This is a genomic window from Escherichia fergusonii ATCC 35469 (genome assembly GCF_000026225.1).
In the GTDB taxonomy this organism is placed as follows: domain Bacteria; phylum Pseudomonadota; class Gammaproteobacteria; order Enterobacterales; family Enterobacteriaceae; genus Escherichia; species Escherichia fergusonii.
Window position 1 is genome coordinate 892811 of sequence record NC_011740.1, and the last position, 17273, is coordinate 910083.

The 17273-nt window shown below is 52.3% G+C and carries 14 protein-coding genes; 13 read left to right on the plus strand and 1 reads right to left on the minus strand.

The features are described from left to right. Positions 1 to 5: 5 nt before the first annotated feature. Positions 6 to 1223: an alanine transaminase AlaA gene (gene alaA / locus EFER_RS04510; protein WP_000074537.1), complete on the minus strand. Its 1218-nt coding sequence runs from the start codon at positions 1221 to 1223 to the stop codon at positions 6 to 8. A 932-nt stretch (positions 1224 to 2155) separates the two neighbouring features. Between alaA and lrhA the strand changes: the two genes are divergently transcribed. The 13 genes from lrhA (at position 2156) to nuoM (ending at position 17271) form a co-directional block, all read left to right on the plus strand. Then, positions 2156 to 3094 carry a transcriptional regulator LrhA gene (gene lrhA / locus EFER_RS04515; protein WP_000606283.1) on the plus strand — a complete coding sequence of 313 codons (939 nt, stop codon included), beginning with the start codon at positions 2156 to 2158 and terminating at the stop codon, positions 3092 to 3094. A 616-nt stretch (positions 3095 to 3710) separates the two neighbouring features. Further along, positions 3711 to 4154 (plus strand): NADH-quinone oxidoreductase subunit NuoA, encoded by a 444-nt coding sequence (gene nuoA / locus EFER_RS04520; RefSeq protein WP_000062997.1) that lies wholly within the window; start codon positions 3711 to 3713, stop codon positions 4152 to 4154. Positions 4155 to 4169: 15 nt separating this feature from the next. Next, a complete protein-coding gene (nuoB, locus tag EFER_RS04525; protein ID WP_000386733.1) occupies positions 4170 to 4832 on the plus strand; it encodes an NADH-quinone oxidoreductase subunit NuoB in 663 nt (220 codons plus the stop codon). A gap of 93 nt (positions 4833 to 4925) precedes the next feature. Then, positions 4926 to 6728, plus strand: a complete 1803-nt coding sequence (nuoC, locus tag EFER_RS04530; protein WP_000247878.1) for an NADH-quinone oxidoreductase subunit C/D — start codon at positions 4926 to 4928, stop codon at positions 6726 to 6728. A 2-nt stretch (positions 6729 to 6730) separates the two neighbouring features. Beyond that, complete coding sequence (nuoE, locus tag EFER_RS04535; RefSeq protein ID WP_000545042.1) at positions 6731 to 7231, plus strand: NADH-quinone oxidoreductase subunit NuoE; 501 nt, start codon at positions 6731 to 6733, stop codon at positions 7229 to 7231. Next, positions 7228 to 8565, plus strand: coding sequence for an NADH-quinone oxidoreductase subunit NuoF (nuoF, locus tag EFER_RS04540; RefSeq protein WP_000789502.1), 1338 nt, complete (start codon positions 7228 to 7230; stop codon positions 8563 to 8565). The genes nuoE and nuoF overlap by 4 nt, the downstream gene beginning before the upstream one ends. Positions 8566 to 8617: 52 nt before the next feature. Next, complete coding sequence (gene nuoG / locus EFER_RS04545; RefSeq protein WP_001353068.1) at positions 8618 to 11344, plus strand: NADH-quinone oxidoreductase subunit NuoG; 2727 nt, start codon at positions 8618 to 8620, stop codon at positions 11342 to 11344. Next, a complete protein-coding gene (gene nuoH, locus EFER_RS04550; protein WP_000118684.1) occupies positions 11341 to 12318 on the plus strand; it encodes an NADH-quinone oxidoreductase subunit NuoH in 978 nt (325 codons plus the stop codon). The genes nuoG and nuoH overlap by 4 nt, the downstream gene beginning before the upstream one ends. Before the next feature lie 14 nt (positions 12319 to 12332). Further along, positions 12333 to 12875 carry an NADH-quinone oxidoreductase subunit NuoI gene (gene nuoI / locus EFER_RS04555; RefSeq protein ID WP_000172749.1) on the plus strand — a complete coding sequence of 181 codons (543 nt, stop codon included), beginning with the start codon at positions 12333 to 12335 and terminating at the stop codon, positions 12873 to 12875. A gap of 11 nt (positions 12876 to 12886) precedes the next feature. Further along, positions 12887 to 13441 (plus strand): NADH-quinone oxidoreductase subunit J, encoded by a 555-nt coding sequence (gene nuoJ / locus EFER_RS04560; RefSeq protein WP_000393511.1) that lies wholly within the window; start codon positions 12887 to 12889, stop codon positions 13439 to 13441. Beyond that, a complete protein-coding gene (gene nuoK, locus EFER_RS04565; RefSeq protein WP_000612644.1) occupies positions 13438 to 13740 on the plus strand; it encodes an NADH-quinone oxidoreductase subunit NuoK in 303 nt (100 codons plus the stop codon). The genes nuoJ and nuoK overlap by 4 nt, the downstream gene beginning before the upstream one ends. Then, positions 13737 to 15578, plus strand: a complete 1842-nt coding sequence (gene nuoL, locus EFER_RS04570) for an NADH-quinone oxidoreductase subunit L (protein ID WP_001056633.1) — start codon at positions 13737 to 13739, stop codon at positions 15576 to 15578. Before nuoK ends, nuoL begins: the two co-directional genes overlap by 4 nt. 163 nt (positions 15579 to 15741) lie before the next feature. Then, complete coding sequence (gene nuoM / locus EFER_RS04575) at positions 15742 to 17271, plus strand: NADH-quinone oxidoreductase subunit M (RefSeq protein WP_000926436.1); 1530 nt, start codon at positions 15742 to 15744, stop codon at positions 17269 to 17271. Positions 17272 to 17273 lie beyond the last annotated feature (2 nt).

Here is a 17273-nt window from a genome sequence, read left to right on the forward strand (position 1 = left end):
GGAGTTTACAACTGATGATAACCTGACAGGAAGCGGGCAAATTTATTCAATGACATCTCAATATCATCGATTCGTGGCAGCGTAACGATACGGAAGTGGTCCGGCCACGGCCAGTTAAATGCCGTACCCTGTACCAGCAACACTTTTTCCTGTAACAGGAAATCGAGCACCATTTTCTGGTCATCGTGAATATTGAAGCGTTTGGCATCAATTTTGGGGAACATATATAACGCACCGCGTGGTTTCACGCATGAGACGCCAGGAATATCATTAATCAATTCCCAGGCCCGATTACGTTGTTCATATAAACGCCCACCCGGGGTAATAAATTCGCTAATGCTTTGATAACCACCAAGCGCGGTTTGTATGGCATGTTGCGCAGGTACGTTAGCGCACAAACGCATGGACGCCAGCATTTCCAGCCCTTCAATATAGCCTTTTGCGTGCTTTTTCGGACCATTAAGGACCATCCAGCCCTGGCGGAAGCCTGCCACCCGGTAAGTTTTAGACAGACCATTGAAGGTGATGGTTAACAAATCGGGTGCCAGTGGTGCAATAGAATGATGTTCGGCGTCGTCGTAAAGAATTTTGTCGTAAATCTCGTCGGCAAAAATTATGAGATTATGCTGGCGTGCAATCTCAACAATTTCCATCAGTAACTCTTTCGAGTAGACCGCACCGGTTGGGTTATTGGGGTTGATAATCACAATACCGCGCGTACGGGGAGTGATTTTGGCACGGATATCATCAAGATCCGGGAACCAGTCTGATGACTCATCACAAAGGTAGTGCACCGCTTTTCCGCTGGATAACGCAACAGCTGCAGTCCACAAGGGGTAATCAGGTGCCGGCACCAGCATTTCATCCCCACTGTTCAGCAATGCCTGCATCGCCTGAACAATAAGTTCTGATACACCGTTCCCAATATAGATATCTTCAACGGTAACATCGCGCATACCGCGTGCCTGGTAATGTTGCATGATCGCTTTACGGGCGGAATACAGCCCTTTTGAATCACAATAACCTTGCGCAGTTGGCAGATTACGGATTACATCAACCAGGATTTCATCAGGCGCCTCAAAACCAAAAGGGGCCGGGTTACCGATATTAAGTTTCAGAACTTTATTGCCTTCTTCTTCCAGACGCTTAGCTTCTTTCAGAACCGGGCCACGAATGTCGTAACAGACATTTTCTAGTTTGCTGGATTTTTCAATGGGGGACATGAATCTTGACCTTTTTCCTGTTGTCGCCACTCCCTGCCGTGGAAGTCAGCCTGGAACAATGTACTCCCACTGCAGTAAGTTTTGAAGAGTCTGCAGAGGAAGATTTTGTTGGAATGATGCGCGCTGATATGCTGTAAATGACTTAATAATAAACTAATAATTGGCTTTATATTCTTAATTTTATTTAAATTACAGAATATAGTTCTGTAATTGTCTGGATGGAGTGGTTGTTTGTCTTGTTAAGATTAAGTCAGATAATCTGTTATTAAATTGAGTTACTATCAACAGACTTTAATATTTCGCAATTAGTGAAAGATTATAACAGTAGTTAACAAACCAGATGTTTGTACAGATCGTATCTGTGAATCTATTGTTAAGTATAATTAATGATTAACGTAATAAGGAGGTAATTATTATTTAATATTCAGAATCATTTTACTTAATGCATTAATAATACATGATTACATTTACGAACCTAACATTACTTTGCATAAGATTAATCGTAATAACACTTATAAATAAAATGGTTTTAGGGTAAGATGTTCTCCAACAAATGGGGCTATTCCAGTTGTTGTGAGAGTGTTTAGTACTGGCCGTTATGGATAACCCATTATTAAATAGCGTGTTTTTGTTAAGAAGTACATAGGGGTTGTTGTCCAGATTTACAAAATCTACCTTTTTTCATTAGTAGAAAAATAGCGAACAACTTAATCGTCGTGCATTCTCTGACAATATATTCTGTGATCTACTTCAGGTATTAACAAGTAAGAAAGAGAGTGACCTTCCGAAAGTTGTTCAATATACATTTTCGCACTCGCCTGGTCTGACCAGGTGAATCTGCCAGGGTGGCACATTACAAATGGAATTGTTTGCTTGTTTGTGTGTGCACAGCATTAACCAGCTCAGAATGAGCCGCCAGTAAGTGAAAAATTATGATAAACGCAAATCGTCCGATAATTAACCTCGACCTCGATCTGCTGAGAACATTTGTTGCTGTTGCCGATCTGAATACGTTTGCAGCGGCAGCAGCTGCGGTTTGTCGTACTCAGTCCGCAGTCAGTCAGCAAATGCAGCGCCTGGAGCAACTCGTAGGTAAAGAACTGTTCGCTCGCCACGGGCGTAATAAATTGTTGACGGAACATGGCATTCAGCTTCTTGGCTATGCCAGGAAAATATTGCGATTCAATGATGAGGCATGCTCATCATTAATGTTCAGCAATCTTCAGGGGGTATTAACTATCGGTGCTTCCGATGAATCAGCCGATACAATTCTTCCTTTTCTATTAAACAGGATTAGTTCGGTTTATCCGAAGCTTGCACTGGATGTCCGGGTAAAACGCAATGCATTTATGGCTGAGATGTTAAAATCTCAGGAAGTTGATCTCATTGTGACTACACACCGTCCAGAGACAGGCAACGCCCTTAATTTGCGTACATCTCCGACGCACTGGTATTGTGCAGCGGAATATGTTTTGCAGCGTGGAGAGCCAGTGCCGCTGGTATTATTAGATGAGCCCAGCCCGTTTCGTGATATGGTCCTTGAGACTTTGAATGCGGCTGATATTCCCTGGCGTCTGGCTTATGTTGCTTCAACGTTGCCAGCTGTTCGTGCAGCAGTAAAAGCGGGTTTAGGTGTAACAGCGCGTCCGGTTGAGATGATGAGCCCGGATCTTCGTGTCCTTGGCGCTGTGGATGGTTTGCCAATGCTGCCAGATACCGAATATCTGTTGTGCTGTGATCCAGAAGGTAAAAACGAACTGGCGCAAATCATCTATCAGGCGATGGAGAGTTATCAAAATCCCTGGCAATACGGCAATGTTACCGTTGAGGGTGGAGACGATCCGCTTCTGATTGAAAGCGATTTTCGCTAAAAGTTGTTTTAAGCATTAAAAAATCTGAATAAAAAATAGCCACTGACGTGTGAAAGCACTCAGGGGCTATTTTTTTGTACTACTATCAATGTCAGTTTCAAAAGACAGGTCTTGTCGATCACAGATCCGTACATGCATTAACATGCTGAGTTGCTTAAAATTTAGTCTCTGACGGTATTGTTAACTTCACATGTTAATAAATGAGCTAAATTGTTGCTTGTTCAATATTGTTAATTAACAGATGCGTGTCACAGATCAAAAAAATACCCCTCATTAGGGGGATTAATCATTACAAATTCCTGTCAAAATGGTTGCGTTTTTTTCCTTTACTTCACAACGGACACGATTCAACAACAGCAAATATGACAAAAGATTTAGATCTTTGGATAGGGAAAACTGCCTAATGTTAATTTTGTTGTGTAAGTGTAAATTGTCGTGAAGAAACCTTTGTTAAAGTTGACAAAAGGTTATAGAAAGGAGTAAAAAACCACATCAATTGGCTGTTTACTGATTTCTACAGTGATTGTAGGTTTTTTTTATTCCTCCCCATGAATCGATGTGGCGTCCATCTGCCGTGAAGAGCAGTGAATCTGGCGCTACTTTTGATGAGTAAGCAATGAGTATGTCAACATCCACTGAAGTCATCGCTCATCACTGGGCATTCGCTATCTTTCTTATCGTTGCCATTGGCCTGTGTTGCCTGATGCTGGTAGGCGGTTGGTTTTTAGGCGGTCGCGCACGCGCGAGGTCGAAAAACGTGCCGTTTGAATCCGGTATCGACTCGGTCGGCTCCGCCCGCTTACGCCTGTCCGCCAAGTTTTATCTGGTGGCCATGTTCTTCGTTATCTTCGACGTTGAAGCGCTGTATCTGTTCGCATGGTCAACCTCTATCCGCGAAAGCGGCTGGGTAGGCTTTGTGGAAGCTGCAATTTTTATTTTTGTGTTACTGGCAGGTCTGGTTTATCTGGTGCGTATTGGCGCGCTGGACTGGACGCCCGCGCGTTCACGCCGCGAGCGTATGAACCCGGAAACGAACAGTATCGCTAATCGTCAACGCTAACCGCGAGGCATTAAGATGGATTATACGCTCACCCGCATAGATCCCAACGGTGAGAACGACCGTTACCCCCTGCAAAAGCAGGAGATCGTAACCGACCCTCTGGAGCAAGAAGTTAACAAAAACGTGTTTATGGGCAAGCTCAATGACATGGTTAACTGGGGTCGTAAAAACTCAATTTGGCCGTATAACTTCGGTCTTTCCTGCTGTTACGTTGAGATGGTGACTTCGTTTACCGCGGTGCATGACGTGGCACGTTTTGGCGCAGAAGTATTGCGTGCTTCGCCGCGTCAGGCTGACCTGATGGTGGTTGCAGGAACCTGCTTTACCAAAATGGCACCGGTTATTCAGCGTCTGTATGACCAGATGCTGGAACCAAAATGGGTTATCTCAATGGGGGCCTGTGCCAACTCTGGCGGTATGTACGATATTTATTCCGTTGTGCAGGGCGTCGATAAATTCATTCCGGTTGATGTGTATATCCCGGGCTGCCCGCCACGTCCTGAAGCGTACATGCAGGCATTGATGCTGTTGCAGGAATCTATCGGCAAAGAACGTCGTCCGCTCTCATGGGTGGTTGGCGATCAGGGCGTTTATCGCGCCAACATGCAATCAGAGCGCGAACGCAAGCGCGGTGAACGCATTGCCGTTACCAACCTGCGTACACCTGACGAGATTTAATTTGCGCCTGTCGGCAAAGGGATTTTTCTTCGCTTATTCCTAAATCTATTTCGCGAAGCTTACTGCGCCGACAGTCACCACGGACCATTTGCAATGGTGAACAATATGACCGACTTAACCGCGCAAGAACCCGCCTGGCAGACCCGCGATCATCTTGATGATCCGGTGATTGGCGAACTGCGCAACCGTTTTGGGCCGGATGCCTTTACTGTTCAGGCGACTCGCACCGGGGTTCCCGTTGTGTGGATCAAGCGTGAACAATTACTGGAAGTGGGTGATTTCTTAAAGAAACTGCCGAAACCTTACGTCATGCTGTTTGACTTACACGGCATGGACGAACGTCTGCGCACACACCGCGAAGGGTTACCTGCCGCGGATTTTTCCGTTTTCTACCATCTGATTTCTATCGATCGTAACCGCGACATCATGCTGAAGGTGGCGCTGGCAGAAAACGACCTGCACGTACCGACCTTCACCAAGCTGTTCCCGAACGCTAACTGGTATGAGCGTGAAACCTGGGATCTGTTTGGCATTACTTTCGACGGTCACCCCAATTTGCGCCGCATCATGATGCCGCAAACCTGGAAAGGTCACCCGCTGCGTAAAGATTACCCGGCGCGCGCTACCGAATTCTCGCCGTTTGAGCTGACCAAAGCCAAACAGGATCTGGAGATGGAAGCCCTGACCTTCAAACCGGAAGAGTGGGGGATGAAGCGCGGCACCGAAAATGAAGACTTCATGTTCCTCAACCTCGGTCCGAACCACCCGTCGGCACACGGTGCTTTCCGTATCGTTTTGCAACTCGATGGCGAAGAGATTGTCGACTGCGTACCAGACATCGGCTATCACCATCGTGGTGCGGAGAAAATGGGCGAACGCCAGTCATGGCACAGCTACATTCCGTATACCGACCGTATCGAATATCTCGGCGGCTGCGTTAACGAGATGCCGTATGTTCTGGCGGTAGAGAAACTGGCCGGGATCACCGTACCAGATCGCGTTAACGTGATCCGCGTAATGCTCTCCGAACTGTTCCGCATTAACAGCCATCTGCTGTACATCTCGACCTTTATTCAGGACGTCGGTGCGATGACGCCAGTGTTCTTCGCCTTTACCGATCGTCAGAAAATCTACGATCTGGTGGAAGCGATCACTGGTTTTCGTATGCACCCGGCGTGGTTCCGTATTGGCGGCGTAGCGCACGACCTGCCGCGTGGCTGGGATCGCCTGCTGCGTGAGTTCCTCGACTGGATGCCGAAACGTCTGGCGTCTTATGAGAAAGCGGCGCTGCAAAACACCATTTTGAAAGGCCGTTCCCAGGGCGTAGCCGCCTACGGCGCGAAAGAGGCGCTGGAGTGGGGCACCACCGGTGCTGGTTTGCGCGCTACCGGGATCGACTTCGATGTGCGTAAGGCGCGTCCTTATTCTGGCTATGAAAACTTCGACTTTGAAATTCCGGTTGGTGGTGGTGTTTCTGACTGCTACACCCGCGTAATGCTGAAAGTGGAAGAATTGCGTCAGAGTCTGCGCATTCTTGAGCAGTGCCTCAACAACATGCCGGAAGGCCCGTTCAAAGCAGATCACCCGCTGACCACGCCGCCGCCGAAAGAGCGCACGCTGCAACATATCGAAACCCTGATCACCCACTTCCTGCAAGTGTCGTGGGGGCCGGTGATGCCTGCCAATGAATCTTTCCAGATGATTGAGGCGACCAAAGGGATCAACAGTTACTACCTGACCAGCGACGGCAGCACCATGAGTTATCGCACCCGTATCCGTACGCCGAGTTATGCGCATTTGCAGCAAATTCCGGCGGCGATCCGCGGCAGCCTGGTGTCTGACCTGATTGTTTATCTGGGCAGTATCGATTTTGTTATGTCAGATGTGGACCGCTAATTATGCACGAGAATCAACAACCACAAACCGAGGCTTTTGAGCTGAGTGCGGCTGAGCGTGAAGCGATTGAGCACGAGATGCACCACTACGAAGACCCGCGTGCGGCGTCCATTGAAGCGCTGAAAATCGTTCAGAAACAGCGTGGATGGGTGCCAGACGGCGCGATCCACGCGATCGCTGACGTTCTGGGTATTCCCGCAAGTGATGTCGAAGGCGTGGCTACTTTCTACAGCCAGATCTTCCGCCAGCCGGTTGGTCGCCATGTGATCCGTTATTGCGACAGCGTGGTCTGTCACATTAACGGTTACCAGGGTATTCAGGCGGCGCTGGAGAAAAAGCTGAACATCAAACCAGGGCAAACGACATTTGACGGTCGCTTTACGCTGCTGCCAACTTGCTGCCTGGGGAACTGTGATAAAGGGCCAAACATGATGATCGATGAGGACACTCACGCGCATCTGACCCCGGAAGCGATCCCTGAACTGCTGGAGCGGTATAAATGAAAAACATTATCCGTACTCCCGAAACGCATCCGCTGACCTGGCGTCTGCGCGATGACAAACAGCCAGTGTGGCTGGACGAATATCGCAGCAAAAACGGTTATGAAGGCGCGCGTAAGGCGCTGACCGGGCTGTCTCCGGACGAGATCGTCAATCAGGTTAAAGACGCTGGTCTGAAAGGGCGCGGCGGTGCGGGCTTCTCGACTGGCCTGAAATGGAGCCTGATGCCGAAAGACGAATCCATGAACATCCGTTACCTGCTGTGTAACGCCGATGAAATGGAGCCGGGCACTTATAAAGACCGCCTGCTGATGGAGCAACTGCCGCACCTGCTGGTGGAAGGTATGCTCATCTCCGCGTTTGCGCTGAAAGCTTACCGTGGCTATATCTTCCTGCGCGGCGAATATATCGAAGCGGCAGTGAATCTGCGCCGTGCCATTGCCGAAGCCACCGAAGCAGGGCTGCTTGGCAAAAACATTATGGGAACAGGTTTCGACTTCGAACTGTTCGTCCATACCGGGGCAGGGCGCTACATCTGCGGGGAAGAAACAGCGTTAATCAACTCCCTGGAAGGGCGTCGTGCTAACCCGCGCTCGAAGCCACCATTCCCGGCAACCTCCGGCGTATGGGGTAAACCGACCTGTGTCAATAACGTCGAAACCCTGTGTAACGTTCCGGCGATCCTTGCTAACGGCGTGGAGTGGTATCAGAACATCTCGAAAAGTAAAGATGCTGGCACCAAGCTGATGGGCTTCTCCGGTCGGGTGAAAAATCCGGGTCTGTGGGAACTGCCGTTTGGCACCACCGCACGCGAGATCCTCGAAGATTACGCCGGTGGTATGCGTGACGGCCTGAAATTCAAAGCCTGGCAGCCAGGCGGCGCGGGCACCGACTTCCTGACCGAAGCGCACCTTGACCTGCCGATGGAATTCGAAAGTATCGGTAAAGCGGGCAGCCGTCTGGGTACGGCGCTGGCGATGGCGGTTGATCACGAGATCAACATGGTGTCGCTGGTACGAAACCTGGAAGAATTTTTCGCCCGTGAGTCCTGCGGCTGGTGTACGCCGTGCCGTGATGGTCTGCCGTGGAGCGTGAAAATTCTGCGCGCGCTGGAGCGTGGCGAAGGTCAGCCGGGCGATATCGAAACACTTGAGCAACTGTGTCGATTCTTAGGTCCGGGTAAAACTTTTTGTGCCCACGCACCTGGTGCAGTGGAGCCGTTACAGAGCGCCATCAAATATTTCCGCGAAGAATTTGAGGCGGGAATCAAACAGCCGTTCAGCAATACCCATTTGATTAATGGGATTCAGCCGAACCTGCTGAAAGAGCGCTGGTAACCGAATTTCGATTAACGCTCAGTCTCTGACTGAGAAAACTGGAAGCATGCTAATGGCTACAATTCATGTAGACGGCAAAGAATACGAGGTCAACGGAGCGGACAACCTGCTGGAAGCTTGTCTGTCTCTGGGCCTTGATATTCCTTACTTTTGCTGGCATCCGGCGCTGGGAAGCGTCGGTGCTTGCCGCCAGTGTGCGGTGAAGCAATACCAAAACGCGGAAGACACGCGTGGTCGCCTGGTGATGTCCTGTATGACACCGGCTTCCGATGGCACCTTTATTTCCATTGACGACGAAGAAGCGAAACAGTTCCGTGAAAGCGTGGTCGAGTGGTTGATGACCAACCACCCGCACGATTGTCCGGTATGTGAAGAGGGCGGTAACTGCCATCTTCAGGATATGACCGTGATGACCGGACACAGCTTCCGTCGCTACCGTTTCACCAAACGTACCCACCGCAATCAGGATCTGGGGCCGTTCATCTCTCACGAAATGAACCGTTGCATCGCCTGCTACCGCTGCGTGCGTTACTACAAAGATTACGCTGACGGTACAGATCTGGGCGTTTACGGTGCACATGACAACGTCTACTTCGGTCGCCCGGAAGACGGCACCCTGGAAAGCGAATTCTCCGGTAACCTGGTCGAAATTTGCCCGACCGGCGTATTCACCGACAAAACGCACTCCGAGCGTTATAACCGTAAATGGGATATGCAGTTTGCGCCGAGCATCTGCCAGCAATGTTCCATCGGCTGTAACATCAGCCCCGGCGAGCGTTATGGCGAGCTGCGTCGTATCGAAAACCGTTACAACGGTACGGTAAACCACTACTTCCTCTGCGACCGAGGTCGTTTCGGTTACGGCTACGTCAACCTGAAAGATCGTCCGCGTCAGCCAGTACAGCGTCGTGGCGATGATTTCATTACCCTCAACGCCGAACAGGCAATGCAGGGCGCGGCAGATATTCTGCGTCAGTCGAAGAAAGTCATCGGCATCGGTTCTCCGCGTGCCAGCGTGGAAAGCAACTTTGCGCTGCGTGAGCTGGTGGGCGAAGAAAACTTCTATACCGGTATCGCTCACGGTGAGCAGGAACGTCTGCAACTGGCGCTAAAAGTTCTGCGCGAAGGCGGCATTTATACTCCGGCCTTACGCGAAATTGAATCTTACGATGCGGTACTGGTGCTGGGCGAAGACGTTACCCAGACCGGCGCGCGCGTTGCGCTGGCAGTGCGTCAGGCGGTGAAAGGTAAAGCACGCGAAATGGCGGCAGCACAGAAAGTGGCTGACTGGCAGATCGCGGCAATCCTCAACATTGGCCAACGTGCGAAGCATCCGCTGTTTGTGACTAACGTTGATGACACCCGTCTGGATGATATCGCGGCGTGGACTTACCGCGCACCGGTTGAAGATCAGGCGCGTTTAGGTTTTGCCATCGCTCATGCGCTGGATAACTCCGCGCCAGCGGTTGACGGTATCGAGCCTGAACTGCAAAGCAAAATCGACGTCATCGTGCAGGCACTGGCAGGTGCGAAGAAACCGTTAATTATCTCCGGGACGAACGCTGGTAGCGCTGAAGTGATTCAGGCAGCGGCTAACGTGGCGAAAGCCCTGAAAGGTCGCGGCGCTGACGTCGGTATCACCATGATTGCCCGTTCCGTCAACAGCATGGGGCTGGGCATTATGGGCGGTGGATCGCTTGAAGAAGCGTTAACCGAACTGGAAACCGGACGCGCCGACGCGGTGGTGGTGCTGGAAAACGATCTGCATCGTCACGCTTCCGCTACCCGCGTGAATGCTGCGCTGGCGAAAGCGCCGCTGGTGATGGTGGTTGACCATCAACGCACAGCGATTATGGAAAACGCCCATCTGGTACTTTCCGCCGCCAGCTTTGCTGAAAGCGACGGTACGGTGATCAACAACGAAGGCCGCGCCCAACGTTTCTTCCAGGTTTACGATCCGGCTTATTACGACAGCAAAACTGTGATGCTGGAAAGCTGGCGCTGGCTGCACTCGCTGCACAGCACCCTGCTGAGCCGTGAAGTGGACTGGACGCAGCTCGACCATGTGATTGACGCTGTTGTGGCGAAAATTCCGGAACTGGCGGGAATCAAAGATGCTGCGCCGGATGCGACATTCCGTATTCGTGGGCAGAAACTGGCCCGTGAGCCGCACCGTTACAGCGGTCGTACCGCCATGCGCGCCAACATCAGCGTTCATGAGCCGCGTCAGCCGCAGGATATTGACACCATGTTCACCTTCTCGATGGAAGGTAACAACCAGCCGACCGCGCACCGTTCGCAAGTGCCGTTTGCCTGGGCGCCGGGCTGGAACTCCCCGCAGGCGTGGAACAAATTCCAGGACGAAGTGGGCGGCAAACTGCGCTTTGGCGATCCGGGCGTGCGTCTGTTTGAAACCAGCGAAAACGGTCTGGATTACTTCACCAGCGTACCGGCACGCTTCCAGCCGCAGGAAGGGAAATGGCGTATCGCGCCGTACTACCACCTGTTTGGCAGCGATGAATTGTCACAGCGTGCTCCGGTCTTCCAGAGCCGTATGCCGCAACCGTACATCAAACTCAACCCAGCGGATGCCGCGAAGTTGGGGGTGAACGCGGGTACACGCGTCTCCTTTAGTTACGATGGCAACACGGTCACGCTGCCGGTTGAAATCGCCGAAGGGCTGACGGCAGGGCAGGTGGGCTTGCCGATGGGCATGTCCGGCATTGCTCCGGTGCTGGCTGGCGCGCATCTTGAGGATCTCAAGGAGGCACAACAATGAGTTGGTTATCACCGGAACTGATTGAGATCCTGCTGACCATCCTCAAAGCGGTGGTGATCCTGCTGGTGGTTGTCACCTGCGGGGCATTCATGAGCTTTGGCGAACGTCGCCTGCTGGGTCTGTTCCAGAACCGTTACGGACCTAACCGTGTTGGCTGGGGCGGTTCGCTCCAGCTGGTCGCGGACATGATCAAAATGTTCTTTAAAGAAGACTGGATCCCGAAATTCTCGGATCGCGTCATCTTTACTCTGGCACCGATGATTGCCTTTACCTCGCTGCTGCTGGCCTTTGCGATTGTGCCAGTCAGTCCGGGTTGGGTGGTTGCCGACCTGAACATCGGGATTTTGTTCTTCCTGATGATGGCAGGTCTGGCGGTTTACGCGGTGCTGTTTGCGGGCTGGTCAAGTAACAACAAATACTCGCTGCTGGGTGCGATGCGTGCTTCTGCGCAGACCCTGAGCTACGAAGTGTTCCTCGGGCTTTCCCTGATGGGCGTGGTGGCGCAGGCCGGTTCATTCAACATGACCGACATCGTTAACAGCCAGGCGCACGTGTGGAACGTCATCCCGCAATTCTTTGGTTTTATTACCTTTGCCATCGCGGGCGTGGCGGTGTGTCACCGTCACCCGTTTGACCAGCCGGAAGCCGAGCAGGAACTGGCGGATGGTTACCACATTGAATATTCCGGCATGAAGTTCGGTCTGTTCTTCGTGGGCGAATACATCGGGATTGTGACCATCTCCGCATTGATGGTGACGCTGTTCTTCGGTGGCTGGCAAGGCCCGTTCTTACCGCCATTCATCTGGTTCGCGCTGAAAACCGCGTTCTTTATGATGATGTTCATTTTGATTCGTGCGTCGTTACCGCGTCCGCGTTATGACCAGGTAATGTCCTTCGGCTGGAAAATCTGCCTGCCGCTGACGCTGATCAACTTGCTGGTAACGGCGGCTGTCATTCTCTGGCAGGCGCAATAAGGGGCACTAAGACCATGACCTTAAAAGAATTGTTAGTAGGTTTCGGCACCCAGGTTCGTAGTATCTGGATGATCGGCCTGCACGCGTTCGCCAAACGCGAAACGCGAATGTACCCGGAAGAGCCGGTCTATCTGCCGCCCCGTTATCGTGGTCGCATCGTTCTGACCCGCGACCCGGACGGCGAAGAGCGTTGCGTAGCCTGTAACCTCTGCGCGGTAGCCTGCCCGGTCGGCTGTATCTCGCTGCAAAAAGCAGAAACCAAAGACGGTCGCTGGTATCCGGAATTTTTCCGCATCAACTTCTCACGCTGCATTTTCTGTGGTCTGTGCGAAGAAGCCTGTCCGACTACGGCTATTCAGTTAACCCCGGATTTCGAAATGGGGGAATACAAGCGCCAGGATCTGGTTTATGAGAAAGAGGATCTGCTGATCTCCGGTCCGGGCAAATACCCGGAATATAACTTCTACCGGATGGCAGGTATGGCAATCGACGGCAAAGATAAGGGCGAAGCAGAGAACGAAGCCAAGCCTATCGACGTCAAGAGCCTGTTACCGTAAGGAGAGGGGCAATGGAGTTCGCTTTTTATATCTGTGGCCTGATAGCCATACTTGCGACCTTGCGAGTGATCACCCATACCAATCCGGTACACGCATTGCTGTACCTGATTATTTCGCTGCTGGCGATTTCCGGGGTGTTCTTCTCACTGGGCGCTTACTTCGCCGGTGCGCTGGAAATTATCGTCTACGCGGGTGCCATTATGGTGCTGTTCGTGTTCGTGGTGATGATGCTCAACCTGGGCGGTTCGGAAATCGAACAGGAACGCCAGTGGCTGAAACCGCAGGTGTGGATTGGTCCGGCAATTTTGTCAGCCATCATGCTGGTGGTGATTGTTTACGCCATTCTCGGTGTTAACGATCAGGGTATCGACGGTACGCCAATCAGTGCTAAAGCAGTAGGTATCACGCTGTTCGGGCCTTATGTACTGGCGGTGGAACTGGCTTCTATGCTGCTGCTGGCTGGTCTGGTTGTGGCCTTCCACGTCGGTCGTGAAGAGCGTGCGGGTGAAGTGCTGAGCAATCGTAAAGACGACAGCGCGAAAAGAAAAACGGAGGAGCACGCATGATCCCCTTACAACATGGACTGATCCTCGCGGCAATCTTATTCGTTCTTGGTTTAACCGGTCTGGTTATCCGTCGCAATCTGCTTTTTATGCTGATTGGTCTGGAAATCATGATTAACGCCTCTGCGCTGGCCTTTGTGGTCGCCGGAAGCTACTGGGGCCAGACCGACGGTCAGGTGATGTACATTCTCGCCATCAGCCTCGCGGCGGCGGAAGCGAGTATCGGCCTTGCGCTGCTGCTGCAACTTCACCGTCGTCGCCAGAACCTGAACATCGATTCAGTAAGTGAGATGCGCGGATGAACATGCTTGCCTTAACCATTATTTTGCCATTGATTGGCTTCGTCCTGCTGGCGTTCTCCCGTGGGCGCTGGTCTGAAAACGTCTCAGCGATCGTCGGCGTAGGCTCTGTGGGCCTGGCGGCGCTGGTAACCGCCTTTATCGGCGTCGATTTTTTCGCTAACGGCGAGCAGCCTTACAGCCAGCCGCTGTGGACGTGGATGTCGGTAGGCGACTTTAATATCGGTTTCAATCTGGTGCTGGACGGCCTGTCGCTGACCATGCTCTCGGTAGTCACCGGTGTCGGTTTCCTTATTCACATGTACGCCTCCTGGTACATGCGTGGTGAAGAGGGCTACTCTCGCTTCTTCGCTTACACCAACCTGTTCATCGCCAGTATGGTAGTTCTGGTGCTCGCCGACAACCTGCTGCTGATGTACCTCGGCTGGGAAGGCGTTGGCCTGTGCTCCTATCTGTTGATCGGTTTCTATTACACCGATCCGAAGAATGGTGCAGCGGCAATGAAAGCGTTCGTCGTGACCCGTGTGGGTGACGTGTTCCTCGCTTTCGCGCTGTTCATTCTTTACAACGAACTGGGCACCCTGAACTTCCGCGAAATGGTGGAACTGGCACCAGCGCACTTTGCTGACGGCAATAACATGCTGATGTGGGCGACGCTGATGCTGCTGGGCGGTGCGGTCGGTAAATCTGCGCAGTTGCCGTTGCAGACATGGCTTGCCGACGCGATGGCGGGCCCGACGCCTGTCTCCGCGCTGATCCATGCTGCAACAATGGTAACCGCGGGTGTCTACCTGATCGCCCGTACCCACGGCCTGTTCCTGATGACCCCGGAAGTTCTGCATCTGGTGGGTATTGTCGGGGCAGTTACGCTGCTGCTGGCCGGTTTTGCCGCGCTGGTACAGACCGACATCAAACGTGTTCTCGCTTACTCCACCATGAGCCAGATTGGCTACATGTTCCTTGCGCTTGGCGTACAGGCATGGGATGCGGCGATTTTCCACTTGATGACCCACGCGTTCTTTAAAGCGCTGCTGTTCCTGGCATCCGGTTCCGTCATTCTGGCCTGCCATCACGAACAGAACATCTTCAAGATGGGCGGTCTGCGTAAATCTATTCCGCTGGTTTATCTCTGCTTCCTGGTGGGTGGTGCAGCACTGTCGGCACTGCCGCTGGTTACTGCGGGCTTCTTCAGTAAGGATGAGATCCTCGCCGGTGCGATGGCGAATGGTCATATCAATCTGATGGTGGCAGGTCTGGTCGGTGCGTTTATGACCTCTCTCTACACCTTCCGTATGATTTTCATCGTCTTCCACGGGAAAGAACAAATTCATGCTCACGCCGTGAAAGGGATTACTCACAGCCTGCCGCTGATTGTGCTGCTGATCCTTTCCACCTTCGTTGGCGCACTGATTGTACCGCCGCTGCAGGGCGTGCTTCCGCAAACTACGGAACTGGCGCACGGCAGCATGTTGACCCTGGAAATTACCTCAGGCGTGGTCGCGGTGGTTGGCATTCTGCTGGCAGCCTGGCTGTGGCTGGGTAAACGTACTCTGGTGACCTCCATCGCCAACAGTGCGCCGGGCCGTCTGCTGGGTACCTGGTGGTACAACGCCTGGGGCTTTGACTGGCTGTACGACATAGTGTTCGTCAAGCCGTTCCTGGGTATTGCCTGGTTACTGAAACGCGATCCGCTGAACTCAATGATGAACATTCCGGCGGTTCTCTCGCGCTTTGCGGGTAAAGGTCTGCTGTTCAGTGAGAACGGCTACCTGCGCTGGTATGTGGCATCCATGAGCATCGGTGCGGTCGTGGTGCTGGCACTGTTGATGGTACTGCGTTGAGTTAAGGATTGTGGGATTGCCCCTGGGCATATAAGAACGTAGGTCGGATAAGCCGTCTTGGCGGTGTATCCGACACTACCCCCGGTCCGAAGAGAATTTTCTGTCGTGAGAATTCGTTGAAAATCCGGTCCTGACGGGACTTTTACAAGGAATAAAGATCGCCATGTTACTACCCTGGCTAATATTAATTCCCTTTATTGGCGGCTTCCTGTGCTGGCAGACCGAACGCTTTGGCGTCAAGGTGCCACGCTGGATCGCGCTGATCACCATGGGATTGACGCTGGCGCTGTCGCTGCAACTGTGGTTGCAGGGCGGTTATTCACTGACGCAATCCGCCGGAATTCCGCAGTGGCAGTCTGAATTCGACATGCCATGGATCCCGCGTTTTGGTATCTCTATTCATCTCGCCATTGATGGTCTGTCGCTGCTGATGGTCGTGCTGACCGGTCTGCTCGGCGTGCTGGCGGTACTTTGTTCGTGGAAAGAGATCGAAAAATATCAGGGCTTCTTCCACCTCAACCTGATGTGGATCCTGGGCGGCGTTATCGGCGTGTTCCTTGCCATCGACATGTTCCTGTTCTTCTTTTTCTGGGAAATGATGCTGGTGCCGATGTACTTCCTGATCGCACTTTGGGGGCATAAAGCTTCTGACGGTAAAACGCGTATCACGGCGGCAACCAAGTTCTTCATTTACACCCAGGCGAGTGGTCTGGTGATGTTGATTGCTATCCTGGCGCTGGTTTTTGTTCACTACAATGCGACCGGTGTCTGGACGTTCAATTATGAAGAGCTGCTGAATACGCCGATGTCTAACGGCGTGGAATATCTGTTGATGCTGGGCTTCTTCATCGCCTTCGCAGTGAAAATGCCGGTGGTTCCGCTGCATGGCTGGCTGCCGGATGCGCACTCTCAGGCACCGACTGCCGGTTCCGTTGACCTCGCGGGGATCTTGCTGAAAACCGCCGCTTACGGTTTGCTGCGTTTCTCTCTGCCACTGTTTCCGAACGCGTCGGCAGAGTTCGCGCCAATCGCCATGTGGTTGGGTGTTATCGGCATCTTCTACGGTGCGTGGATGGCCTTCGCCCAGACCGATATCAAACGTCTGATCGCCTACACCTCGGTTTCCCACATGGGCTTCGTGCTGATTGCTATCTACACCGGCAGCCAGTTGGCCTACCAGGGCGCGGTCATTCAGATGATTGCTCACGGCTTGTCGGCGGCGGGTCTGTTTATTCTCTGCGGTCAGCTTTATGAGCGTATCCATACCCGCGATATGCGCATGATGGGCGGTCTGTGGAGCAAAATGAAATGGCTGCCAGCACTGTCGCTGTTCTTTGCAGTGGCAACGCTTGGGATGCCAGGCACCGGTAACTTCGTCGGCGAATTTATGATCCTGTTCGGCAGCTTCCAGGTTGTCCCGATGATTACCGTTATCTCTACCTTCGGGCTGGTCTTTGCTTCTGTTTATTCGCTGGCGATGCTTCATCGCGCTTACTTCGGTAAAGCGAAAAGCGAGATTGCCAGCAAAGAACTGCCAGGGATGTCGCTGCGTGAGCTGTTTATGATCCTGTTGCTGGTGGTGCTGCTGGTACTGCTGGGCTTCTATCCGCAGCCGATTCTGGATACCTCGCATTCCGCGATTGGCAATATCCAGCAGTGGTTTGTTAATTCCGTTACTACTACAAGGCCGTAAAT